Here is a 22,799-nt window from a genome sequence, read left to right on the forward strand (position 1 = left end):
TCCTGTTATATAAATATGATATCATAAATATATCAGGACGCGGTGGCGGTCAAGAACATCCGGTCAGTGGCGGGCGATCTCCGCCAAGAAGCGCTCGCCATAAGCGTCGAGCTTGCGCGCTCCGACACCTCCGATTCGGCCCAGTTCGGGCAGGGTAGAGGGCCGCGTTGCAGCCATTTCGCGTAGGGTCGAATCGTGGAACACGACATAGGGCGGGACGCCCGCCTCCTTGGCGAGATCGCGCCGCAGGTCGCGCAATGCCTCGAACAAGGGATCGCCGACCGGATTGGCTGCCGCTTCGCCACGCCGCCTGCGGCTGCGCTTGGGCGGGACGATGATCTCGACCTTGCGCTCGCCCTTGATGATCTCGCGCGCCGCGCCGCCCAGCGAGAGGCCGCCATGTTCGGTCGGCACGAGATCGCCTCGCGCCTGGAGCGCGCGGCCGAGCGGTTGCAGGAGGCGGACGTCCTCGCCCTCGACGATACCGAACACGCTCAACCGGTCGTGTCCGCGCTGGCGCACGCGCTCGTCCTCGGCACCGACAAGCACTTTCTGCAGGTGTCCCATGCCGAAGCTCTGGCCGGTGCGGTAGACCGCCGAGAGCAGTTTGCGCGCGAGTTCGGTGGTGTCCGTGACATCGGGCGGATCGAGGCAATTGTCGCAATTGCCGCAAGTCTCGTCCGGGTTCTCCCCGAAATGGCGCAGCAGGACCGCGCGGCGACAACCCGGTGTCTCCACCAGTCCGGCAAGCGCATCGAGCCGCGCGCGTTCGGCGCTGCGGCGCGCTTCGGGCAACTCCATCAGGCGCTGGCGAGCCGTGGCGAAATCGGCCGCACCCCAGAACATCGTCGCAAGGCTCGGGTCGCCGTCACGCCCGGCACGGCCGGTTTCCTGGTAATAGCCCTCGATCGACTTCGGCACGCCGACATGGGCGACGAAGCGCACGTCCGGCTTGTCGATCCCCATGCCGAAAGCGATCGTGGCGACGATCACCATGTCCTCGCTTTCGACGAAGGCGGCCTGGTTCGCTGCCCGCGTCTCTGCCGGGAGGCCCGCGTGATAGGGGCGCACCGACCGGCCGGTTGCAGCAGCGAGCTTCTCGGCCAGCTCTTCTACCTTGCGGCGGGTCTGGGCGTACACGATGCCGGGGCCGGGCTGGCGGGCCATGAGGTCGGTAATCTGCCGCACGGGATTGTCGCGCGGGGTGATCGCATAGCGGATGTTCGGGCGGTCGAAGCCTGCCAGCACCAGCCCGTCTTCCGGTACGCCCAGTTGCGCCATCACGTCGGCGCGCGTTTGCCGGTCGGCGGTGGCCGTCAGCGCGAGGCGAGGCACATCGGGAAAGGCATCCATCAACGGGCGCAGCTGGCGGTAATCGGGACGGAAGTCGTGCCCCCATTCCGACACGCAATGCGCCTCGTCGACTGCGAAAAGGGCCAGCGGGGCAGCGCCCAGCATGTCGCGGAAGCCCGGCTGGCTGGCGCGTTCGGGCGCGACGTAGAGCAGGTCCAGTTGTCCCGCCCGGAAAGCATCCTGCGTTTCGCGCCAGTCGGCATCGGCACTCGTCAGCGTTGCCGCACGAATGCCATTGGCCCGCGCGCTGCGTAACTGGTCGTGCATCAGGGCAATAAGCGGGCTGATGACGATGCAGGTGCCCCGCATCATGACCGCCGGAAGCTGGTAGGTCAGCGACTTTCCCGCACCGGTTGGCATGACCGCAAGCGTGGACTTGCCGCCCAGGACACGCTCTACGACATCTTCCTGCCGGCCGCGGAATCCGTCGAAGCCGAAAGTCGAACGCAAGGCCTCGCGGGCGCGGTCCAGATTGTCTCCATCGAGCGGGGGCATGCAACCCTCTCGCCGCCTCGCGCGGATGGCGCAAGCGGCCTGGCTGCATTTTCCCCTTGGACCTTGGGGCCGGTGCATATTAACGACCCATCCGACAGCGCCGATCGGCGCTTTTATCAGGAGAGACACATGAAGTTCCGTATCCTTGCCGCTGCAACCGCTTCGCTGGCGCTGGCCGCCTGCGGCAGTGCCGACGACGCGTCGACCGAAGCCGAGGCCGACACGGTCGAAGTTGCTGCCGACGAAGCGCTCGAGCCGGTGACCGAAGAGCCGGTGGAAGATACTGCCGCGAACGAACCGGCGGAAGTCGACAATTCGGCTGCAGAAGCTGCCGAGAGCGCCTCGATCGAAGCTGCCGGCGACAACGCCGCTGCCACGGCCGAAGCCGCGCTCGATGCGATGGCCGAAGAAAACCAGTAATCGCTAGCCTGGCGAACGGGGGACGGGCGCGAGTAGCGTGTCCGTCCCATCGCTTGCCGTAGCGGATTTTGCCCCGCCGATGCGCGGGATTAGTCTGTCTTCGATGAGACGACTCGAAACACTTGCGGGCTTTGCCGCACTCGCCCTCGCCGGATGTAGCGAAGAGCCCCCCGCCGCGCCTGCCGAAGTGACTGCGGACGAAGCGCAGGCGCTCGAAGATGCTGCCAGCATGCTGGACGACGCGCGTCTCGAAACCGGACCCGAAGAGGTTCCGCAAATTGATGCCGAGGCAGGAGAGGAATAGCCAATGTCGACACCCAATCCCGGAATGGATGCCGAGACTTTCGACCAGTTCCTGGACCAGCTCGAACGCTATGTCCGCGAACGGCTGATCCCGGCTGAAAAGGACGTCATCGAACAGGACAAGGTGCCCGACGATATCCTGGCCGAGATGAAGGACATGGGCCTGTTCGGACTGACAGTGCCGGAAGACTTCGGCGGGGCGGGCCTCAACATCACGCAATACGCCAAGGTCATGCAGACCATGGCCTATGCCGCACCGGCCTATCGCTCCATCTTCTCGATCAATGTCGGCATGTTCAATTCCGCGATCAAGAACGGCGGCACGCCCGAACAGCAGGCCGAATGGTGGCCGCGCATCGCCGCCGGAGAGATTGCCTGCTTCGGCCTGACCGAGCCGGGCAGCGGCAGTGACAGCGCCGCGATGCAGACCTTCGCCAAGCCCGATCCGGACGGCAACGGCTGGATCCTCAACGGGACCAAGCGTTACATCACCAATGCGCCGCACGCCGACGTAGCGCTGATCATGGCGCGCACGGAAAAGGACGCGCTGCCCAAGAACGCCCATGTTTCGGCGTTCATCGTGCCGATGGACACGCCGGGCATGTCGACCTCCAGCCCCGACAAGAAGATGGGCCAGGCGGGCAGCCACATCTCCGACGTCATGCTCGACGACGTGCATGTGCCGGGCGATGCCCTGCTCGGCGGGGAAACCGGACAGGGTTTCCGTTTTGCCATGATGAGCCTCGACAATGGCCGGATTTCCGTCGGGGCGGCGAGCGCGGGCTATGCGCGCCGTGCGCTCGACAGCGCGATCAAATATGCCAACGAGCGACAGGCGTTCGGCGAACCCATCGCCAATTTCCAGCTGATCCAGCAGATGCTGGCCGAAAGCTGGACCGAGATTTACGCCGCCGAAGCGATGATGGCGGACGTCACCGCGCGCGTGGACCGCGGCGAGGACACCGTGAAACATGCCGCCGCCTTCAAGGTCTTCGCATCCGAAATGTGCGGCCGCGTGGTCGACCGCGTGGTGCAGATCTATGGCGGCGCGGGCTATCTCGCCGAATACGATGCAGAACGCTTCTTCCGCGATGCACGCATCTACCGCATCTACGAAGGGACCACGCAAATCCTCCAGCTGCAGATCGCCAAGCGGATGCTGCGCGAATATGCGCAGAGCGTTTGAGGCGTGTACGGCCTACTCAACGACCTGAGCATTATCGAGGCGTCCAGCTTCGTCGCCTCCCCTACCGCAGGGTTATATTGCGCGCAGATGGGGGCGGAGGTGATCCGCGTCGACCACAAGGAAGGCGGGCTCGATTATGACCGCTACATGCTCACGAAAGAGGGGCGCTCGCTAAGCTGGGAGAACCTCAACCGCGCGAAGAAATCGGTCGCACTCGACCTGCGCAGCGGGGAAGGGCGCGAGTTGCTGGTGGAGCTTTCGGCGAAGACCGGCAACCTCATCACCAATTTGCCAGAGAAAAGCTTCCTCTCGCATGAGGCAGTGGCGGCCAGCTGCCCCGACCTTGTCAGCGTGCGCATCATGGGCTGGCATGACGGGCGCCAGGCGATGGACTTCACCGTCAATGCGGCCAGCGGCTATCCGCTGATGTGCGGGCCCGAGGACTGGGACGAGGCAACCGCGCCGCCGGTCAACCAGGTACTGCCCGCGTGGGATTTCATCACCGGGGCCTATTGCGCTTTCGCGCTCATCGCCGCGATCCGCCACCGCGATCACACCGGTGCGGGCAGCCAATTGCGCGTGCCCTTGGGCGATGTCGCGATCGGCACGGTCGCCAATAGCGGTGCCATGGCCGAGATGCTCTATCGCGGGGCCGACCGCGAACGGCTCGGTAACGCGATCTGGGGGGCATTCGGGCGCGATTTCCGCAGTCTCGACAACACGCGCTTCATGGTCGCCGCGCTCACCGCGAAGCAGTGGGCGGGGCTGGTGAAGGCGTTCGGCGTGGAAGACGAAATCGCCGCGCTGGAGAAGGAATGCGGCGTACGCTTCGCCGATGGCGACGACCCGCGCTTCAAGCATCGCCATGCCTTGTTCGACCTCTTCCAGTCGCGCGCCGGGACGATGGACTGGCCCGAGCTGGAACGCCGGATGGCGGCAGAAGGCTGCACCTTCGAGCGCTATCGCACCATGCATGAAGCGGCTAACGATCCGGTGCTGGTCGATGACAATCCACTCTTCACGCGGACGTCCGGCAACCCCTCCGGCTTCGAATATCCCGCCACCCGCAGCTTCGCCAATATCCCGGGACGCGATGCGGGAGAGCCTGCACCTGCACCCTACCTCGGCCAGCATACCGAAGAAGTGCTCGCGGAACGTCTCGGCCTGTCTTCGGGCGCCATCGGCGTGCTGGTCGATCGCGATATCGCCCGCCTTTCCGATAAGGACTAAATCATGACCCAGCTTCGCCGCGTTGCCATCTGCAAGCCCTTGCGCACTCCCGTCGGGAAGTTCCTCGGCAGCCTCGCACCGCTCGAGGCGGGCGCCCTGGGTGCGGTCATCATCAAGGCGCTGGTCGAGCGTTCCGGTGTCGATCCCATGCGCGTCGACGACGTGGTTTTCAGCCAGGGATACGGCAGCGGCGAGGCGCCTGCCATCGGGCGCTGGAGCTGGCTTGCCGCGGGCTATCCCATCGAAGTGCCCGGCATGCAGCTCGACCGGCGCTGCGGGTCGGGACTTCAGGCCGTCGCTACGGCCGCCATGATGGTGCAGACCGGCATGGCCGATTGCGTGCTGGCTGGCGGCGTCGAGAGCATGTCCAATGTCGAACACTACACGACCAAGGCCCGCCACGGCGCGCGGCTGGGCGACATGGTCCTGTGGGACCGCCTCACCCGCGGCCGGTTGATGAGCCAGCCGATCGAGCGTTTCGGCGTCATCACCGGCATGATCGAGACGGCCGAAAACCTCGCCAAGGATTACGATATCAGCCGCGAGGCCTCCGACGCTTTCGCGGTCCGCAGCCACCAGAACGCGGCAAAGGCGTGGGAAGAGGGCAAGTTCGACGATCAGCTGGTGCCGGTCGAGATCCCGCAACGCCGAGGCGATCCGGTCGTCTTCGCCAAGGACGAAGGCTTCCGCGCCGATGCCGACATGGAGAGCCTCGGCAAGCTGCGCGCGATCGACCTGAAGCGTGATCCGCAAGCCATCGTGACGGCAGGCAATGCCAGCCAGCAGAACGATGCCGCAGCGGCCTGCCTCGTCGTCGCCGAAGACAAGGTCGAGGAGCTCGGCCTCGAGCCGATCCTGTGGTTCCATTCGTGGAGCGCGGCGGGCTGCGATCCCAGCCGCATGGGTATCGGTCCGGTTCCGGCGGTCGAGCGGCTTTTCGCGCGCAACGGCCTCGGCTGGGACGATATCGGCCTTATCGAACTCAATGAAGCCTTCGCCCCGCAGGCGCTCGCCGTCCTGAAGGGCTGGGGCTTTGCCGAGGACGACGCCCGCCGCGACATCGTCAACGTCAACGGCTCGGGCATCTCGCTCGGCCACCCAATCGGCGCGACCGGCATCCGCATCCTGGCCGACATGGCGCATGAGATGCAGCGCCGCGAGGTGAAGTATGGGCTGGAGACCATGTGCATCGGCGGCGGACAGGGCATGGCCGCCGTGTTCGAGCGCGCTGCCTGATGAGCGACTGGCAGGCATGGGTCGGGCGCGAACAGCGTAGCGCGGACCGGCTCGATCCGGGGCTTGCCGCGCGCTGGTGCGCGACGTTCGATCGCGATGCGCCGACGAACGCGCAGATGCCGCAGGGCATTCACCTGTGCCTCTGCACGCCCGAGGCGCGGACTTCGCAATTGGGAGAAGACGGCCATCCGACGCGCGATCAGAGCGAGGCCAGCTTCCTGCCGCCCATTCCGCTTCCGCGCCGCATGTGGGCGTCGAGCGCGATGCAGTTCCACGCCCCCATCTCCGTCGGAGCCACGATCGAGCGCTCCAGCCGCATTGCTTCGATAACGCCCAAGTCGGGCAGCAGGGGCGAGATGGTTTTCGTCGAGATCGATCACGAGACCAGCGCCGATGGCAAGCTGGCGGTCAGCGAGCGGCAGAGCGTCGTCTACCTCGAAGCACTCGCCACAGACGCGCCCCTGGCTCCGCCGCCTGCTGGCGAGGGCAGTTTCGACCCCTCGCAATGGGACACGCACCGCGAATTCGTTCCCGACGAGCGCCTATTGTTCCGGTTTTCGGCACTGACTTTCAACACCCACCGCATCCACTACGACGCTCCCTATGCGCGCGATATCGAGCGCTATCGCGGTCTGGTCGTCCACGGTCCTCTCAGTGCCAGCCTGCTGCTACAGCTCGCCGCCGAAAAATACGGCGAGAACCGACTTGCCAGCTTCACCTTCCGGGGGACGAGCCCGGCAATAGCGGGTGAGCCGCTGCACCTCGCATTGCGCGAAGGCGACGAAGGGATCGAAATGGGAGCCTTCGCCGGAGATGGGCGACAGGCGGTGAAGGCAGGCGCGACCCTGGCCTAGTCGACCGGATAATCAGCAATGGGTTTGAGCGATCCGTAGGTCTCCTCTACCGGATCGTGACCCAGATCGGGAAAGTCGATCGACGGCGGTTCCACCCGCGTATCGGGCAGGCGATCCAGCAGATTGCGGACCAGCGTCAACCGGCCGCGCTTCTGGTCGTTGAAATCGACCAGCGTCCACGGCGCCCATTCGGTGTGGGTCGCTGCCAGCATGTCCTCGCGGGCGCGCGTGTAGTCGTCGTATTTCCCGCGCGCGGCGAGATCGATCGGCGAGAGTTTCCAGCGCTTCAGCGGGTCTTCCAGCCGTTCGCGCAGGCGGTCTTCCTGTTTTTCCTGGTCGGTGCCGAGCCAGTATTTGAACAGCAGTATTCCGTCATCGACCAGCAGCTTCTCGAACGCCGGGGCCTGGCGCAGGAAATCATCGATCTGGCCATCGTCGGCAAAGCCCATGACCCGCTCCACCCCCGCGCGGTTATACCAGCTGCGATCGAACAGGACGATTTCGCCAGCGGAAGGGAGGTGCTTGGCGTAGCGCTGGAAATACCATTGGCTGCGCTCTTCCTCGCTGGGCTTGGAGAGGGCGACGATGCGGCACTGGCGCGGATTGAGGCGTTCGCGCACGGCCTTGATCGCGCCGCCCTTGCCGGCGGTATCGCGTCCTTCGAACAGGACGACGATCCGCTGACCGGTTGCCATCGCCCAGCGCGCCATGCCGACAAGCTCTTCCTGCATGGGTTCGATCGCGTCCTCGTATTCGCTCTTCTTCACACCCTGCTCCGATCGGTTTGTGTCCGGCTGCGTATGCTAGTATCAATGGCAACGATATGGCTACACTTGCAAAACCCGAACACGACTTTTCGCAGCTTCCGGACCTGCCGGACGACGTCTTCACGGCCCCGCTGAAAAAGCCGGAGCATGTTGGCGACGACTGGCTGGAGCCGAAGCAGACCGAATACGACAGCGAAGACGACGCGATCTGGAACGACCTGTTCGCGCGCCAGATGGATGTGCTCCCGGGCCGTGCAGCGACCGCTTTCATGCAAGGCACCGAAAAGCTGAACCTCGGGCGCGGCGGCGTGCCTGAGTTCGGCAAGCTTTCGGAAGAACTCGACAAGCTGACGGGGTGGAGCGTGGTGCCGGTGCCCATGCTGATCCCCGATCACGTCTTCTTCTGGCATCTCGCCAATCGCCGCTTCCCGGCCGGCAATTTCATCCGCACGCGCGAGACCTTCGACTACATCCAGGAGCCCGACGTCTTCCACGACGTGTTCGGTCACGTGCCCATGCTGACCGATCCCGTCTATGCCGATTACATGCAGGAATATGGTCGCGCCGGCTGGAAGGCGATGCGCTACAACCGGCTGAAGGCGCTCGGTTCGCTCTACTGGTATACGGTCGAATTCGGCCTGATCGAGGAGCAGCCCGGCGACATCCGCGCCTATGGGGCCGGCATACTGTCGGGCCCGACGGAGGTGGTTTATTCGGTAGAGGCGGAAAGCCCCAATCGCATCATGCTCAATGTCGATAGGGTCATGCGCACCGATTACGTGATCAGCGACCTGCAGCCGACCTATTTCGTCATTTCCAGCTTCGAGGATCTCTATCGCCAGACGGTCGAAAGGGATTTCGACAAGCTCTACAACAGCCTCGGGCCGGGCTTCACCTATGCCAATACTGCCGTGATCGACGTCGACTACGTGGTGAACCGCGGTACGCTCGAATACACCTTGCGCGGCGGGCGCGGATCGGGCGCGAAGCCGGTCTGATCGCAAACGAAAACGGCCCCGGATCGCTCCGGGGCCGCTTCGTTTTGAAAAGCTTGGAAAGCTTCGAGATTACATCTCGTCGATTTCGTCAGCCTGTTCTTCCATCGACTCTTCCATGGCATCAGTCTGGTCGTCCATGGCGTCGGCCTGCTCGTCGGTGATTTCGCCGGCGGCTTCCATTTCATTGACCTGCGCGTCGCGAGCGTCTTCCATCTCTTCGATGTTGGCTTCAGCTTCGTTTTCTGCGGCGCTGTCGCATGCTGCGAGGCCGAGGCTCATGGCTGCTGCAGAAGCGACGAGGGCTACTTTGGTGAACTTCATTGTGGTTTCCCCTTTGTAAGCGGCTGGCATCAGGATTGAGCCATCCGGATTTCGTCAAACGATAGTCGGAAATGCGCTGTTCAGTGCAGGACCCGCTGCCGCACGACATTGTAGAGCCCGACCACCACTATCGCACCGAGAATGGCCCACAGCAGCGTGCCTGCCCGGATCGCTCCGAGGAAGACACCGCCGGACGTCGCAATTCCCACAACGAGCGAACCGGCGATGCCGGCCAGCACGTTGCGAAGAATGGCGCGGCCATCTTCGATCTTGAGTGCGATCGATCCAAGCCATCCCATGAGGGCGCCGGTAACGATCAGAATGATCAAACCCATAGTCAGTCCTTGCGGTCTACTCGTGCCCAATAAAAAGCCGCTTGCGGCCATTGGTTCCACAAATATGACGGAACGGTGGCAGGGCCGGTGTCGCTATCAGAGGAAGGCGAGAAGGGCTGCGCCAAGGGCAACCCGATAGATCACGAAGACCATCATCGAGGCTTTCTTGAGGAAATTCATCAGGAAAACCATGGTTGCGAGCGCAGTGAAGAACGTGAGGATACCGGCGACGACAGCGTCTTGCTGCATCTGCGCTGTGGCTTCAGCCAGATCGAAGGCAGCAAGCAGGCCTGCACCCGCAACGGCCGGAATGGCGAGCAGGAAGGAAAAGCGCGCCGATTCCACGCGCTGGTATCCGAGCGCACGGGCCGCGGTCATCGTCGCGCCGGAACGGCTCGTGCCCGGAATCAGGGCCATCGCCTGGGCGATACCGACGAGGATGGCATCGCGCAGGGTCATGTCCTCATATGCCTTGGTTTCCTTGCCGAAGCGGTCCGCAAGGCCGAGCAAGATCCCGAAGACGATCAGATTGGTGGCGACCAGCTGGGTCGACCGGAAGCCTTCAAGATAGTCGCCCATCTTGAGGAACAGGCCGAGCGCGACCGCAGGAATGGTCCCGATGACGACGAACCAGAACAGGCGACGCTGGGCATCGTCCTTGGCGAGACCCACGCTGGCGAAACCGCCCCGCGCAAGGCCCATCACGTCCTTGCGGAAATAAAGGATGATCGCGAGCAGCGAACCCACGTGGACGGCGACGTCGATCAGCGGCCCCTGGTCGGGAAAATCGGTCAGCTTGGGGATGAGGATCAGATGGCCCGAGGAGGAAATTGGCAGGAATTCGGTGATTCCCTGGACCAGTGCGATCAGCAATTCTTGGAGGAAGGTCATGTCGCGGTGGAATTGGCACAAGGTTGGGACAAGTCAAACAAAAACCCCGCCGGCACGGGGCCGACGGGGTTGGATCTGTTCGGATTGCGATCCGCTTACCAGATTTTGATACGCTCCTCCGGCGGCAGGTAGAGATCGTCTTGGGGCGATACATCGAACGCATCGTACCAGGCATCGAGATGGCGCACCGCGTTGTTGAGGCGGAATTCGCCCGGCGGGTGGTTGGCGGTCATCACGCGGTTGCGCAGGCTCTCCTCGCGTTCCATGCCGCGCCAGATCTGCGCGAAGCCGAGGAAGAAACGCTGGTCTCCGGTCAGCCCGTCGATCACCGGCGCTTCTTCGCCATTGAGCGAGAGACGATAGGCGCGGTAGGCCATCTGCAGGCCGACGACGTCGCCCAGAGTTTCGCCCATCGACTGGTTGCCGCGCAGGCACACCGGCCCTTCCGCGCTGTCGACCGGGCAGTAGGCCTCGATGAAGCCGGCCATGCGCTTGGTGTATTCCTCGAAGCCCTTGCGGTCGGAATCCTGCCACCAGTTGCGCAGGGTCCCGGTGGCATCGAACTGGCTGCCCTGGTCGTCATAGCCGTGGCCGATTTCATGACCGATCACGGCACCGATCCCGCCATAGTTCACGGCCTCGTCGGCTTCGGCATTGAAGAAGGGCGGTTGCAGGATAGCAGCCGGGAAAACGATCCGGTTGGTGAGCGGCGAATAATAGGCGTTCACCGTCTGGGGGAACATGCCCCACTCGGTCGGGTCGACCTTGGTGCCGAGCCGCGCGCGAGCGTCCTCGGTTTCCCAAACCCGTGCATTCATCAGATTGCCGAGCGGGTCGGTCGGGTCGATCTGGAGGCCATCGTATGTTTCGAACTCGGCAGGGTAGCCGATCATCGGTACGAAGCCTTCCAGCTTGGTGCGCGCTTCGGCGATGGTTTCCGGCGTCATCCACTCGTTCGCGTCGAGCGCCAGGCTCATGGAGCGGGACAGGTTCGCGACGAGCTCGTCCATGCGCGCCTTGCTCTCGGGCGGGAAGTAGCGTGCGACGTAAAGGGCGCCGAGCTGTTCGCCCAGAGCGCCTTCGGCCGCATTGATGGCGCGCTTCCAGCGTTCCTGCTGCTGTTCCTGGCCGTTGATCGTCTTGCCGTAGAAGGCGAAGTTCGCATCATCGAGCTCGCTCGAAAGGACCGCCGCGTTATTCTGGAGGAAGCGGGTTGCCATATAGGCCTTGAGCGTCGCCAGCGGGGTTTCCGTCAGCAGTTGCATCATCGCCGGCAGGCCGCCCCCGATCATGTCGAGCTGTTCCTGCGTCAGTTCCAGCTCCTCGATTTCTTCCGCAGTCGGCGGGAGCTGGCGCGCGAGATAGCGTCCCTGGCCGCCAAGCTGCGATGCTTCGAGCAGGGCAGCGATCGGGAAATCGCCGGCCATTTCCGTCAGGTCTTCGGGGGTGAGCTCGTTATAGGTAAGCTTGGGCATGCGCAGCACCTGGCGGGCCCATTCCAGTTCCGCGACCTTGCGTTCGAATGCGTACACTGCCTGCGCAGCCGCTGCAGGATCGGCATAGCCCGCCGCGCCCAGCATGGTCGCAAGGTAATCCATATAGGCTTCGCGAACCTTCAGATTGCTTTCGGAATCGACGAGGTAATAGTCGCGATCGGGAAGGCCCATGCCGTCGAACCCGATGCCCACGGCATGGTCGGTGGGGTTGCGGGCGTCGATCGTGACGCCGGCGGTGACGAGACCGGGATAGCGCGGATCGCCGAACAGCGAGACCAGCGAGGCGAGGTCCTCAGCCGCGAAGATGGTGTCGAGATAGGGACGCGCAGGCGCCAGTCCGCTCGCATCGATGGCCTCGACGTCGAGATAGGCGCTGTAGGCATCGACGATACGGCGAGCCGCAGTGCCGGGCTGGGGATTGGAGGCGACGAGGTCGTTCACCAGCGTCTGCACGTCATGGATCGAGCCTTCGCGCAGCATGTCGAACGCACCGAAGCGCTGGCGGTCGGCAGGGATTTCGTTCTCGGCAATCCACTTGCCGTTGACGTAGGCGTTGAAATCGTCGCCCGGATCGACGCTCTCGTCGATGAGGTCGGTCCCGACACCCCAGGTGCCGAAGTCCATCGTCGGGCTGGCCGCTTCTTCGGCCATTGCAGGCGCGCCGAGGATCAGGGCGATGGCAGACGCCCCTGCGGCAAGGAAGTTCTTGGTCATGTGCGAAGTCTCCGAAGGAAATCTTGTAAACGCGCCCCCCGCGCGCGGATTCGAGTGCATGCTAGCTAGCGAAAGCGGGCGAGGCTCGGTCGCCGCTCGTCGGTCCAGCCATCGCTTTGGTCGAAGAATCGCCGGTATCAGGCGCTCTCGAGGCCGAACTGGAGCGACGCGAGCCGCGCATAGAGCCCGCCGTTTTCGGACAGCTGCGCGTGGGTGCCTTGTTCGGCGATGCGCCCTTCGTCCATCACGACGATCCGGTCGGCCGCTCGCACGGTGGCAAGACGGTGCGCGATCACCAGTGTCGTGCGGTTTTCCATGAGGCGTTCGAGCGCATCCTGCACCAGGCGTTCGCTCTCTGCGTCGAGCGCGCTGGTCGCTTCGTCCAGCAGCAGGATCGGCGCATCGCGCAGCAGGGCGCGGGCAATCGCGATACGCTGCCGCTGGCCACCTGAAAGCTGGGTCCCGTTCTCACCCAGATAGGTATCGAGACCTTCGGGCAGTTTCTCGAGGAATTCGGTAGCGTTGGCCGCACGTGCGGCGGCCCAGATTTCCTCCTCGCTGGCCTCCCAATTGCCGTAGCGCAAATTGTCGCGGGCACTGGCGGAGAAGAGGACACCTTCCTGCGGGACGAAAGCGATCCGGCGACGTATGGCCGCGGGATCGGCGCTGGTGAGGGGAATGCCGTCGAGCCTGACCGTGCCCGCCTGCGGGTCGTAGAAACGCTCGGCCAGCTGGAAAATGGTCGACTTGCCGGCGCCGGAAGGGCCGACGATGGCGACTGTCTCGCCCGGCTCGACCTCTAGGCTGAAGTCTGTGATGGCGGGCGCTTCGAGGCGTGTCGGATAGCGGAAGGTTACGTTGCGGAAGGACAGGCTGCCGCGCGCGGGTTCGGGCAGCGCTTCGGGGCGCGCGGGTGCTGCGATGCCCGGCTTTTCGGCCAGGAGTTCGCTGAGGCGTTGGGCGGCACCGGCTGCGCGCAGCAGGTCGCCGACCACTTCGGCCAGCGCGCCGACGCTGCCGCCAACGATCATGCCTGCAAAGACAAAGGCCATGATCGTGCCGCCGGTCAGTTCCCCTGCCTCCACCAGCACGGCCCCGCGCCACAGGAGCAGCACGATGGAGCCGAAGATCAGCGTGATGGCGGTGGCGGTCATCAGGGCGCGCAGCAGCACGCGCTTGCGGGCGGTCTCGAAAGTGCGCTCCACGGCGTCGGCGAAACGGCCGCCTTCGCGATCCTGCTGGCCGAACGCCTGCACGACCTTCATCGCGGAGAGCACTTCGGTGACCATGGCGCCGACATCGGCAATGCGGTCCTGGCTCGACCGGCTGATATTGCGCAGGCGTGCGCCGAAAATCGCGATCGGCAGGATGACCACCGGGATCCCGATGAAGATGTAGACCGCCAGCTGCGGCGCCAGCCAGAACAAGTAGCCTGCCGCGGCCACGGCCATGATGGCATTGCGCAGTGCCATGGAAATGGTCGTGCCCACCACCTGTTCGATGATCGCGGTGTCGGACGTCATCCGGCTGGAAATTTCCTTGGGGCTGTTCTCCTCGAAGAAGGAGGGGGACAGGCGCAACAGGTTTTCATGCACCTTGCGCCGGATGTCGGCGACCACGCGTTCGCCCAGCCAGCTGACGAAATAGAAGCGCAGGGCGGTGAAGATGCCCAGCGTCGCGACGAGGGCGAGCAAGTAGCGGAACCAGCGGCCGATATCGCCCGTGCCGTCACCGCCGAAACCGCGATCAATAATCAGCTTGAGCGCGCTCGGCAGGGCAAGCGAGGTGATAAGGGCCGTCGCGAGCAGCGCGATCGAGGCCAGCGTCAGCTGCAGGGGATAGGCCTTGGCGGACTGCCAGACCATGGCCAGCGCGCCCAGCGAGCGGGTTTCCCCGTCCTTGCGCCGGCGGCGGAACATGCCGCGCTTCGGCATGGCTTCGGCTTCTGCAATGTCGCCCGTCTCGTCCATTCGCTCCACCTAGGCAGCGCGGGCCGCAAAATCCACAGGGGAGGCACGTTTCGGGCACTTTTACCCCATTTGTGCATTGCACAACGACGAATCACTCGTCAGACTGCCGGTTTGGATCAAGGGCCCGCAGCAAGACCATAACAGCGCGGGCAGCAGGGGACGCGAATGCTTTACCAAGCCTATGAACTCCAGCGCAGCTGGCTATCGAGCGCCAGCGCCTGGGCCTCTATCGGGGCGGAAATGCTGTCCAACCCGGCCCTGCCGCAAAATTACATGGGCGGATATCTGGGTCTGGGCCCGATGGCTGCCAGCGCGCTCGAAGTCTTCGCCCATGCCACCGCCACCTATGGCAAGCCCGCCTGGGGCATCGAAAGCGTCGAGGCGGAAGGCAGGCACTGGCCAGTCGTCGAAGCGACCGTGGTGAACCGGCCGTTCGGCGACCTTAAGCGCTTCCGCCGCGAAGGCCTTGCCGAAGATGCGCCGCGCCTCCTGATCGTCGCCCCGATGAGCGGGCACTATGCAACGCTCCTGCGCGGCACCGTCGAACGGATGCTGGAAAATTACACTGTGTTCGTCACCGATTGGGCGGATGCGCGCAATGTGCCCTTGCACGAAGGGCATTTCGACCTCGACGATTACATGGATTACGTGATCGAATTCCTCGAACACATCGGTCCCGGTGCCCACGCAATGGCCGTGTGCCAGCCTTCGGTCCCGGTCTTCGCCGCAACCGCGATCATGAACCGCGACGGCCATGATTGTGCGCCCAAGACGCTCACCATGATGGGCGGCCCGATCGACACGCGCTGTTCGCCGACCAGCGTCAACGACCTCGCGATGGAGCGCCCGATCGAGTGGTTCCAGCACAATGTCATCGCCACCGTGCCGATGCAGTATCGCGGTGGCGGGCGGCGCGTCTATCCCGGCTTCATGCAGCTTGCCGGCTTCATGAGCATGAACCTCGGCAATCACATGATGAGCCATTACGAGATGTTCAAACACCTCACCGTGGGCGACGAGGCGAGTGCGCAGGCGACCAAGGATTTCTACGACGAATATCGCAGCGTGTGCGACATGACCGCCGAATTCTACCTGCAGACGGTAGAAGAGGTGTTCCAGACGCACGCCATCCCGAACGGCACCTTCATGCACCGCGGCAAGCGTATCGACCTCGGCGATATCACCGGGACCGCTCTCCTCGCCATCGAGGGCGAGCGCGACGATATCTCGGGCCTCGGCCAGACCCGCGCCGCGCTGGAGCTTACGCCCAATCTGGATGCGTCGAAGAAGCGCTACTACATGGCCGAAGGGGCCGGGCACTACGGCATCTTCAATGGTAGCAAATGGCGCGGCAAGATCGCCCCGGTGGTCGAGGAATTCATCGCCGCGCACGGGTAGGGTCCGGGCCGGACGCGGGTGTGCTATAGTGCCTCTGCGGCAGCTTCATGCCGCGCCAGCACGAGGAGGTAGCCCATGCTCACCATCACCAAGCCCTCGGCCGATCGGGTGGATATCACGCTCGACGGCAAGATCGATGCCGACATCATGCGCACCGCGCTCGACGATCTGATTGCGAAATCGGACGGGGTGAAGGACGGCAAGATGCTGTACCGCATTATTAATTTCGAATTGCCGACGCTCAGCGCGATTGCGGTCGAATTTACCCGCCTCCCCAAGCTTTTCGGCTTGCTTGGCGCGTTCGACAAATGCGCAGTGCTGAGCGATTCCGACTGGCTCAGGAAAGCGGCCGAGATCGAAGGCGCGCTGTTCCCGGGTATCGAGATCAAGAGCTTCGGTCTCGACCAGCAGGACGTGGCCGAAGAATGGCTCGGTCTCGCGGACTGATCGGCGCGGGTGTGCGGTCAGCCTGCCCCGCGTAGACGCTCCGCATGCCAGGCCACGTGCTCGGCCATGAAGGTCGAGATGAAGTAATAGGAGTGGTCGTAGCCCTCCTGCATCCGGATCTCGGGGCTCATGCCTGCCTTGGCGCAGGCCATCGTCAAAGCGCCGGTCTTGAGCTGTTCTTCGAGGAACTGATCGGCAGTGCCCTGGTCGACAAGGATGTGGTCGTGGCGTGCGCCGTCCTCGATCAGGGCCACGGCGTCATAGGCGCGCCAGCTATCGCGGTCATCACCCAGATAGCGCGAGAGGGCTTTCTCGCCCCACGGCACGCGCGAAGGCGCGACGATCGGCGAGAAGGCACTGATCGAGCGGAAGCGGGCCGGATCGCGCAGGCCGATGGTCAGCGCGCCGTGTCCGCCCATCGAATGGCCCGTGATCGACTGTCGCGACAGGTCGACGGGAAATTCGCTCGCGACGACGGAGGGCAGCTCGATCTCGATATAGCTGCGCATGCGGAAATGCTCGCTCCACGGGGCCTGCGTCGCATCGACATAGAAGCCGGCACCCTTGCCGAAGTCGTATTCGTCCGCCGCGTCGGGCACGTTCTCGCCGCGCGGGCTGGTGTCCGGAGCGACGAAGATCACGCCATGCTCTGCACAGGCGGCGCGATATTCGCCCTTTTCGGTCACATTGGCATGTGTGCAGGTGAGGCCCGACAGGTACCACAGCACCGGCAGCTTCGCGCCCGCTTCGTGCGGGGGGACATAGACCGAAAAGGTCATTTCAGTGCCGGTCGCTTCCGACTGGTGCGAACAGACGAACTGGTCGCCACCAAAGGCCTTGTTCTGCGAAAGGTAATCGAGCTTCATGCGGTCTCCTGAACCGGGATTTCTGCGACGACGGGCGCATGGCCCCAATGTTCCAGCAGCTGCAAGATATGCGCGCCGGAAAGCCCGATTGTCGCGGTATTGCGAAGCGGGTGGACGTTTACCCGTTCCGCGCGCGCCAGGCCCGCTTCAAGGACGCAGGTCACGCTGCCGGGGGCTGCATGGATCATGGCCAATGGCGTGACGGAGCCCGGCGCAATGCCGATCAGGCGCTCCATGTCGTCCGGCTTGCCGAAGCTCACGCGCTTGCAGCCGATGGCATCGGGCAGGGCCTTCAGGTTCACCCGCGCTTCTGCAGGGACGGTCACCAGCCAGAAGGCGCCCTTGGCATCTTTCAGGAAGAGGTTCTTGGTATGCTCGCCGGGAATGCTGGCCTTGATGTCGCGGCTTTCCTCGACGGTGAATACGGCCTCATGCTCGTGATGTGAAAAAGGGATCGCGAGCGCGTCTATGTCGGCTCGCAATCCCTTTTCATTGATTGGCGTCAAGGCGTCAGCCCGGACGATACATCGCGCAGACCTTGTTGCCTGCCGGATCGCGCAGGTAGGCGAGGTAGAGCTTCATGCCCGCACCTTCGCGCAGGCCCGGCGGATCTTCGATCGGGGTGCCGCCATTTGCCGCGCCCGCTTCGTGCCACGCATCGGCCATCGCTTCGCTGTCGGCCGCAAAGCCGATGGTCGAGCCATTGCCGCAGCTCGCCGGCTGGCCGTCGATCGGCTTGGTGATGAGGAAAATGCCGCCATTGTGCATGTAGATGACGCGGCCCTTGGGATCGACGGTGCCTTCGCGGCCACCGAGCGCCTTGAAGCAGGCGTCGTAGAACTTCTTCGATGCCTCGATATCGTCGGCACCCAGCATGACGTGGCTGAACATTGAACTCTCTCCTTAGGTTTCGATTCGCTACCTTAAGCGCGCCTGCGGCCTGCGCAAGCGATCAGATGTCGATGGCGAGCGTGGCGGTCTTCTGGTCGCCGGTATTAGGCGTGTCCTTGGGATCGATCAGCAGGAGGCGCACCTCGCCGTGGCGCGCGCAGGGGCGGTGTTCGACCCCGCGCGGGACGATGATCATCTCGCCTGCTTCCAGCACTTCGGTGCGATCGCGGAACTCCATGTCGAGCGTGCCGTCGAGGATAAGGAAGAGCTCGTCCGTGTCCTCGTGGCAGTGCCAGATGAACTCGCCCTCCACCTTCACCAAGCGGATCTCGTTATCGTTGTACCGCCCGACGATGCGCGGTGCCCAGTGGTCGGAAAACTGGGCGAATTTCTCGTCCAGATTGACCTTGGTGGGCATCAATAGACCACGACCGCGCGGATGCTTTCGCCTGCATGCATCAGGTCGAAGCCCTTGTTGATCTCTTCCAGGCTGAGGCGGTGGGTAATCATCGGGTCGATCTCGATCTTGCCGTTCATGTACCAGTCGACGATCTTGGGCACGTCGGTGCGGCCCTTGGCCCCGCCGAACGCCGTGCCGCGCCAGTTACGGCCCGTGACCAGCTGGAAGGGACGCGTCTCGATGGTCTTGCCGGCTTCGGCAACGCCGATGATGATGCTGGTGCCCCAGCCCTTGTGGCAGCATTCCAGCGCATCGCGCATGACCGCGGTGTTGCCGGTGCAGTCGAAGCTGTAATCGGCGCCGCCGTCGAGCATGTTGACCAGCGTTTCGACCACGTTGCCGACATCCTTCGGGTTGACGAAATCGGTCATGCCGAACTTGCGGCCCCACTCTTCTTTCGAAGGGTTGATATCGACGCCCACGATCCGGTCTGCACCGGCGAGCTTTGCGCCCTGGATCACGTTGAGGCCGATCCCGCCGAGGCCGAAGACCACGACATTGTCGCCCGGCTGGACCTTGGCGGTATTGGTCACCGCACCGACGCCGGTGGTCACTCCGCAGCCGACATAGCAGGTGGTGTCGAAGGGCGCGTCTTCGCGGATCTTGGCGACCGCGATTTCGGGCAGCACGGTGAAGTTCGAGAAGGTCGAACAGCCCATGTAGTGGTAGATCGGCTTGCCGTTGTACGAGAAGCGCGTGGTCCCGTCGGGCATCAGGCCCTTGCCCTGCGTTTCGCGGATCGCGCTGCACAAATTGGTCTTGCCCGACAGGCACATCTTACACTGGCGGCATTCGGGCGTGTAGAGCGGGATCACGTGGTCGCCTGCTGTCACGCTGGTCACGCCAGCGCCTACTTCGCGCACCACGCCGCAACCTTCGTGCCCGAGGACAGAGGGGAAAAGCCCCTCGCTGTCCAGACCGTCGAGCGTATAGGCATCGGTGTGGCAGATGCCGGTCGCCATGATCTCGACCAGCACTTCACCCGCCTTGGGGCCTTCGAGATCGAGTTCGACGATCTCGAGCGGTTTCTTGGCTTCGAAGGCAACGGCGGCGCGGGTTTTCATGATGCGATTCTCCTCTTTGATGCGACGGGTAGGGGCGCAGCGCTGGCCTCGCAAGCCAAGTTGCTTGCGGTTCAGGCGCGGCGCGATAGGAGGGCGGCCATGAAGATCATTCTCCCCGCTATCGCCGCTGCGATGCTCGCTGCCCCCCTAATCGCACAGGACAGCGCACAGGCGGACACGCCCGCTCCGGTCATCACCATGGAACTGGTGGACCTGCCGATCGAACAGCAGACGGCGCTGCGCTGCGGGGTTGCCGTGGCCATTGCGACCGAGGCTCAGCGCGCGGGCAATGCGGATGGCAAGGACTGGCCGGACCTGCTGGAGAACGAGCGCGGCCGCGAGTACTTCGTGCGGACCATGGCCAAGCTGATGGACGACACGGGCATCGCGCGCGAAGGCATCGCGCTTCGCGGCAGGAAAGAGGCCGAAAAGCTGGCGCAGGACGGCCAGCTCGATGCGGTCATGCCCGCCTGCCTGCTGATGATGCAGGCCTCTGGCTTCTAAAGCCCGTTCAGCAAGCTTTCAGCGCGAATCTGCCATGTCCATGCTTCCCGGAACAACCGAAGGAAGTCCCATGCGTCGTCACCTGCTTGCCGCAGCCACCCTTGCCGCATTCGCAGCGCCCGTGCCCGCACTGGCGCAGGATGCCGATGAGGCTGCCTTCGACGAACGTGACGGCGCCGGGCTGACCGAAATGGTGGACTCTTTGTCCGACCCCGAACGCCAGCGCGAACTTGCCATGATGCTACGCGCGATGAGCGAGGTCCTGCTCGACCTGCCGATCGCCCCGCTGACCGATGCGGTTGCCGAGATTGCGGGCGAGGAAGCTAAGTTGGTCGAGGATGGCGCGACGCTGCGCTCGATCGCGCCGGAAGCTAGCCGCGTGCCGGAAGAGATCGAGAAGAACCTGCCGCGCGCCATGGAAGCCGCAGGCACGCTTGCCGAAACGATGGAAGTCATGCTGCCGCAGCTGCGCGCCATGGCCGAACGCTTTTCGGACACGCTGCCGCAGCGCGACTGACTTCACAGGAAATTTTCGCCAAAATCGCGCGCGCCAGTGGACGCGTGGACGCGCCTGCCGCATAGGCAAGGGCCATGTGGCAGCTCCACCAATTCCCCCTGTGCCCCTTCAGCCGCAAGCTGCGCCTGCTGATGGGCGAAAAGTCGGTTGCGTACGAACTCGTGCGCGAAAACCCGTGGGAAGGGCGCGACAGCCTGTGGCAGCTCAATCCGGCCGGACGCACCCCGGTCCTGCATGACCCGGCGCGCAAGGTCACGCTGTGCGACAGCCAGGCGATCTGCGAATTCTTCGAAGAGACGGTGGACCGCAACCCGATGATTTCGGGCAATGCCATGCAGCGCGCCGAAATCCGCCGCCTGACGCGCCTGTTCGACGAAAGCCTCTATGGCGATGTCACCGCACCTGCCCTTCACGAAAAGATGAAGAAGCGGCTGATCCTGCGCCAGTCGCCCGACGGACGGGTGCTGCGCGAGATGGGACGTCTGCTCCACGGCCACCTCGACTATATCGACTGGCTGGTCGACACGCGCAGCTGGCTCGCCGGGCCGACGCTCAGCCTTGCCGACCTCGCCTGCGCGGCGCAGCTATCGGTGGTCGATTACCTCGGCGGGATCGAATGGAAAGGCCACGACCAGGCGCGCGACTGGTACATGGTCATGAAAAGCCGCCCGAGCTTCCGCCCGCTGCTGAGCGAAAAGATGGAAGGCCTGCCCCCGCCGCGGGAATATGCTGCGCTAGATTTGTGAGCTTTGATTGAACGGTCACTCGATTTCTTCGAGTTGCCGGAAGACGATCCGTATCGCGATCCCGCGTTGACTAGCTTCTCGCATTACACACTCAGCAGCGTGTGAGTTTTCAACGGTGATAGGAAGTTCCATCGTAGCCGGGTGGTCGTTCACCAGAAAAGTCGTTTGAAAGAACTTTGCACCGCAGTCGCGAGCAATCTGGCCAGTTGCATTAGCGATTGAATGCTCGTCTTTGAGCTCTTCGGCTTCGACAACTGGTTCAGTCAACTCGATGAAAGCGATCTTGGCTTTTGGTTCATCGGGAGATGGAATCTGAGCGGCAATCAAGGTAACCAGCAATGTCGCTGCCGCTCCCGCCGCGAACCATGTGAGGCGTATTCTTCTCATTGTTTCATCCCCATCGCTTTCACCTCTGACACACCGGGCAGAACCATGTGCTGCGCCCGCCCTGCACGATGCGGCGGATCGTGCCGCCGTCTTCGTGGTGGCAGGGTTCGCCCTCGCGGCCGTAGACGTGGAAGCGGGTGGCGAAATAGCCGAGGTTTCCGTCGGGCTGGGCGAAATCGCGCAATGTGCTGCCGCCGTCGCGGATGGACCGCTCCAGCACGTCCTTGATCGCAGGGACGAGGCGGCGCAGCTGCGGCATGGTCACCTTGCCGCCCGCCTTCCGCGGATGGATGCCCGCATGCCACAGCGCCTCGCAAACATAGATATTGCCAAGGCCCGCGACGATGGTCTGGTCGAGGAGCAATAGCTTGATCGCCTGTTTGCGCCCGCGCGTCACCTCGCGCAGGTGCTCGGGTGTGAGATCGTCGCCCAGCGGCTCCGGCCCGAGCGCGGCGAAGGGCTTCCACGTCACCAGTTCGCCGCTCGTCATCAAATCGACCGAACCGAAGCGGCGCGGATCGTTGAGCGCGAAGCGGTGGCTCGCCGTCTCGATGACGAGATGGTCGTGCTTGTCGTCTTCCTCCGGATCGATCCGCCAGCGCCCGCTCATGCCGAGGTGGAATACCATCGCATGATCGCGGCTGGTATGGACCAGCCCGTACTTCGCCCGGCGCGAGAGATGCGTCACGCTCGCCCCCGTCAATGCCTGAACCAGATCGGGCGGGAAGGGGCGGCGCATATCCGGGCGGTTGACCTGGACCAGCGTGATCGTCTCGCCCTCGAGGAACCGCGCAAGACCGCGCACCGTTGTTTCGACTTCGGGAAGCTCAGGCATTTTCTTTCCGGCGATTGGAGACGTATCGATGTTTGCAGATGGCAGATCGCCGGATGCGGTGCCAGCCCTCTCCCCCACCCGGCCACCCAAACAGTATCGTGCCGTGGGTGGCCGG

26 protein-coding genes are annotated in these 22,799 nt (G+C 63.9%); 12 read left to right on the forward strand and 14 right to left on the reverse strand.

Going from position 1 to position 22,799, the window contains the following annotated elements:
• Positions 1 to 63: 63 nt before the first annotated feature.
• The gene (recQ, locus tag K3179_RS06605) at positions 64 to 1,848 is read right to left on the reverse strand and encodes a DNA helicase RecQ (RefSeq protein WP_221563270.1); all 1,785 of its coding nucleotides are present in this window, start codon (positions 1,846 to 1,848) and stop codon (positions 64 to 66) included.
• Between the two features lie 129 nt (positions 1,849 to 1,977).
• On the opposite strand from recQ, the gene K3179_RS06610 reads away from it, so the two are divergent.
• The 6 genes from K3179_RS06610 (at position 1,978) to K3179_RS06635 (ending at position 7,077) form a co-directional block, all read left to right on the forward strand.
• Positions 1,978 to 2,268, forward strand: a complete 291-nt coding sequence (locus tag K3179_RS06610) for a hypothetical protein (RefSeq protein ID WP_221563272.1) — start codon at positions 1,978 to 1,980, stop codon at positions 2,266 to 2,268.
• A gap of 103 nt (positions 2,269 to 2,371) precedes the next feature.
• Positions 2,372 to 2,572 carry a hypothetical protein gene (locus K3179_RS06615; protein ID WP_221563274.1) on the forward strand — a complete coding sequence of 67 codons (201 nt, stop codon included), beginning with the start codon at positions 2,372 to 2,374 and terminating at the stop codon, positions 2,570 to 2,572.
• A 3-nt stretch (positions 2,573 to 2,575) separates the two neighbouring features.
• Positions 2,576 to 3,757, forward strand: a complete 1,182-nt coding sequence (locus K3179_RS06620) for an acyl-CoA dehydrogenase family protein (protein WP_247712898.1) — start codon at positions 2,576 to 2,578, stop codon at positions 3,755 to 3,757.
• Between the two features lie 3 nt (positions 3,758 to 3,760).
• Complete coding sequence (locus K3179_RS06625) at positions 3,761 to 4,987, forward strand: CoA transferase (protein WP_221563276.1); 1,227 nt, start codon at positions 3,761 to 3,763, stop codon at positions 4,985 to 4,987.
• Between the two features lie 3 nt (positions 4,988 to 4,990).
• Positions 4,991 to 6,223, forward strand: coding sequence for an acetyl-CoA C-acetyltransferase (locus K3179_RS06630; RefSeq protein ID WP_221563278.1), 1,233 nt, complete (start codon positions 4,991 to 4,993; stop codon positions 6,221 to 6,223).
• Positions 6,223 to 7,077 (forward strand): HTD2 family dehydratase, encoded by an 855-nt coding sequence (locus tag K3179_RS06635; RefSeq protein WP_221563280.1) that lies wholly within the window; start codon positions 6,223 to 6,225, stop codon positions 7,075 to 7,077. Before K3179_RS06630 ends, K3179_RS06635 begins: the two co-directional genes overlap by 1 nt.
• Here the strand turns inward: K3179_RS06635 and ppk2 are convergent.
• Positions 7,074 to 7,844, reverse strand: a complete 771-nt coding sequence (ppk2, locus tag K3179_RS06640) for a polyphosphate kinase 2 (protein WP_345722280.1) — start codon at positions 7,842 to 7,844, stop codon at positions 7,074 to 7,076. The genes K3179_RS06635 and ppk2 overlap by 4 nt on opposite strands.
• A gap of 56 nt (positions 7,845 to 7,900) precedes the next feature.
• On the opposite strand from ppk2, the gene phhA reads away from it, so the two are divergent.
• The gene (phhA, locus tag K3179_RS06645) at positions 7,901 to 8,842 is read left to right on the forward strand and encodes a phenylalanine 4-monooxygenase (protein ID WP_221563282.1); all 942 of its coding nucleotides are present in this window, start codon (positions 7,901 to 7,903) and stop codon (positions 8,840 to 8,842) included.
• Positions 8,843 to 8,911: 69 nt separating this feature from the next.
• On the opposite strand, the gene K3179_RS06650 is transcribed toward phhA, so the two are convergent.
• The 5 genes from K3179_RS06650 to K3179_RS06670 form a co-directional block, all read right to left on the reverse strand.
• Positions 8,912 to 9,163: a hypothetical protein gene (locus K3179_RS06650; RefSeq protein ID WP_221563284.1), complete on the reverse strand. Its 252-nt coding sequence runs from the start codon at positions 9,161 to 9,163 to the stop codon at positions 8,912 to 8,914.
• A gap of 80 nt (positions 9,164 to 9,243) precedes the next feature.
• Positions 9,244 to 9,498 carry a GlsB/YeaQ/YmgE family stress response membrane protein gene (locus K3179_RS06655; protein WP_221563286.1) on the reverse strand — a complete coding sequence of 85 codons (255 nt, stop codon included), beginning with the start codon at positions 9,496 to 9,498 and terminating at the stop codon, positions 9,244 to 9,246.
• A 96-nt stretch (positions 9,499 to 9,594) separates the two neighbouring features.
• Positions 9,595 to 10,389, reverse strand: a complete 795-nt coding sequence (locus K3179_RS06660) for an undecaprenyl-diphosphate phosphatase (protein WP_221563288.1) — start codon at positions 10,387 to 10,389, stop codon at positions 9,595 to 9,597.
• A gap of 95 nt (positions 10,390 to 10,484) precedes the next feature.
• Positions 10,485 to 12,599 carry a M13 family metallopeptidase gene (locus K3179_RS06665; protein WP_221563290.1) on the reverse strand — a complete coding sequence of 705 codons (2,115 nt, stop codon included), beginning with the start codon at positions 12,597 to 12,599 and terminating at the stop codon, positions 10,485 to 10,487.
• A gap of 137 nt (positions 12,600 to 12,736) precedes the next feature.
• A complete protein-coding gene (locus K3179_RS06670; protein WP_247712960.1) occupies positions 12,737 to 14,533 on the reverse strand; it encodes an ABC transporter transmembrane domain-containing protein in 1,797 nt (598 codons plus the stop codon).
• A gap of 201 nt (positions 14,534 to 14,734) precedes the next feature.
• Here K3179_RS06670 and K3179_RS06675 point away from each other — a divergent pair, with 201 nt between their 5' ends.
• Together K3179_RS06675 and K3179_RS06680 are read left to right on the forward strand one after the other, a co-directional pair.
• Positions 14,735 to 15,967, forward strand: a complete 1,233-nt coding sequence (locus K3179_RS06675) for a polyhydroxyalkanoate depolymerase (protein ID WP_221563303.1) — start codon at positions 14,735 to 14,737, stop codon at positions 15,965 to 15,967.
• A 75-nt stretch (positions 15,968 to 16,042) separates the two neighbouring features.
• Entirely contained in the window at positions 16,043 to 16,414 is a 372-nt protein-coding gene (locus K3179_RS06680) for a SpoIIAA family protein (protein ID WP_221563305.1), read from the forward strand.
• A 17-nt stretch (positions 16,415 to 16,431) separates the two neighbouring features.
• Here the strand turns inward: K3179_RS06680 and fghA are convergent, their stop codons facing one another.
• From fghA to K3179_RS06705, 5 genes are all read right to left on the reverse strand, one after another.
• Positions 16,432 to 17,280 carry an S-formylglutathione hydrolase gene (gene fghA / locus K3179_RS06685; protein WP_221563307.1) on the reverse strand — a complete coding sequence of 283 codons (849 nt, stop codon included), beginning with the start codon at positions 17,278 to 17,280 and terminating at the stop codon, positions 16,432 to 16,434.
• Positions 17,277 to 17,762 carry a prolyl-tRNA synthetase associated domain-containing protein gene (locus K3179_RS06690; RefSeq protein ID WP_247712899.1) on the reverse strand — a complete coding sequence of 162 codons (486 nt, stop codon included), beginning with the start codon at positions 17,760 to 17,762 and terminating at the stop codon, positions 17,277 to 17,279. Before K3179_RS06690 ends, fghA begins: the two co-directional genes overlap by 4 nt.
• Before the next feature lie 28 nt (positions 17,763 to 17,790).
• Positions 17,791 to 18,171: a VOC family protein gene (locus tag K3179_RS06695; protein ID WP_090476571.1), complete on the reverse strand. Its 381-nt coding sequence runs from the start codon at positions 18,169 to 18,171 to the stop codon at positions 17,791 to 17,793.
• A 61-nt stretch (positions 18,172 to 18,232) separates the two neighbouring features.
• On the reverse strand, positions 18,233 to 18,589 hold the full coding sequence (locus tag K3179_RS06700) for a cupin domain-containing protein (protein ID WP_221563311.1): 357 nt from the start codon (positions 18,587 to 18,589) through the stop codon (positions 18,233 to 18,235).
• Entirely contained in the window at positions 18,589 to 19,695 is a 1,107-nt protein-coding gene (locus K3179_RS06705; RefSeq protein ID WP_221563313.1) for an S-(hydroxymethyl)glutathione dehydrogenase/class III alcohol dehydrogenase, read from the reverse strand. Before K3179_RS06705 ends, K3179_RS06700 begins: the two co-directional genes overlap by 1 nt.
• 99 nt (positions 19,696 to 19,794) lie before the next feature.
• Here K3179_RS06705 and K3179_RS06710 point away from each other — a divergent pair, with 99 nt between their 5' ends.
• The 3 genes from K3179_RS06710 to K3179_RS06720 all read left to right on the forward strand — a co-directional run bounded on the left by K3179_RS06710 (position 19,795) and on the right by K3179_RS06720 (position 21,462).
• Entirely contained in the window at positions 19,795 to 20,199 is a 405-nt protein-coding gene (locus K3179_RS06710; RefSeq protein ID WP_221563315.1) for a hypothetical protein, read from the forward strand.
• Positions 20,200 to 20,269: 70 nt separating this feature from the next.
• Positions 20,270 to 20,716, forward strand: coding sequence for a hypothetical protein (locus tag K3179_RS06715; RefSeq protein ID WP_221563317.1), 447 nt, complete (start codon positions 20,270 to 20,272; stop codon positions 20,714 to 20,716).
• 74 nt (positions 20,717 to 20,790) lie between these two features.
• Positions 20,791 to 21,462, forward strand: a complete 672-nt coding sequence (locus K3179_RS06720; RefSeq protein WP_090476564.1) for a glutathione S-transferase family protein — start codon at positions 20,791 to 20,793, stop codon at positions 21,460 to 21,462.
• Positions 21,463 to 21,477: 15 nt separating this feature from the next.
• Here the strand turns inward: K3179_RS06720 and K3179_RS06725 are convergent, their stop codons facing one another.
• Together K3179_RS06725 and mutM are read right to left on the reverse strand one after the other, a co-directional pair.
• Positions 21,478 to 21,849, reverse strand: coding sequence for a hypothetical protein (locus K3179_RS06725; RefSeq protein WP_221563319.1), 372 nt, complete (start codon positions 21,847 to 21,849; stop codon positions 21,478 to 21,480).
• Between the two features lie 19 nt (positions 21,850 to 21,868).
• Positions 21,869 to 22,684 carry a bifunctional DNA-formamidopyrimidine glycosylase/DNA-(apurinic or apyrimidinic site) lyase gene (gene mutM / locus K3179_RS06730; RefSeq protein ID WP_221563321.1) on the reverse strand — a complete coding sequence of 272 codons (816 nt, stop codon included), beginning with the start codon at positions 22,682 to 22,684 and terminating at the stop codon, positions 21,869 to 21,871.
• Positions 22,685 to 22,799 lie beyond the last annotated feature (115 nt).

This window comes from Qipengyuania intermedia (genome assembly GCF_019711615.1).
Taxonomy (GTDB): domain Bacteria; phylum Pseudomonadota; class Alphaproteobacteria; order Sphingomonadales; family Sphingomonadaceae; genus Qipengyuania; species Qipengyuania intermedia.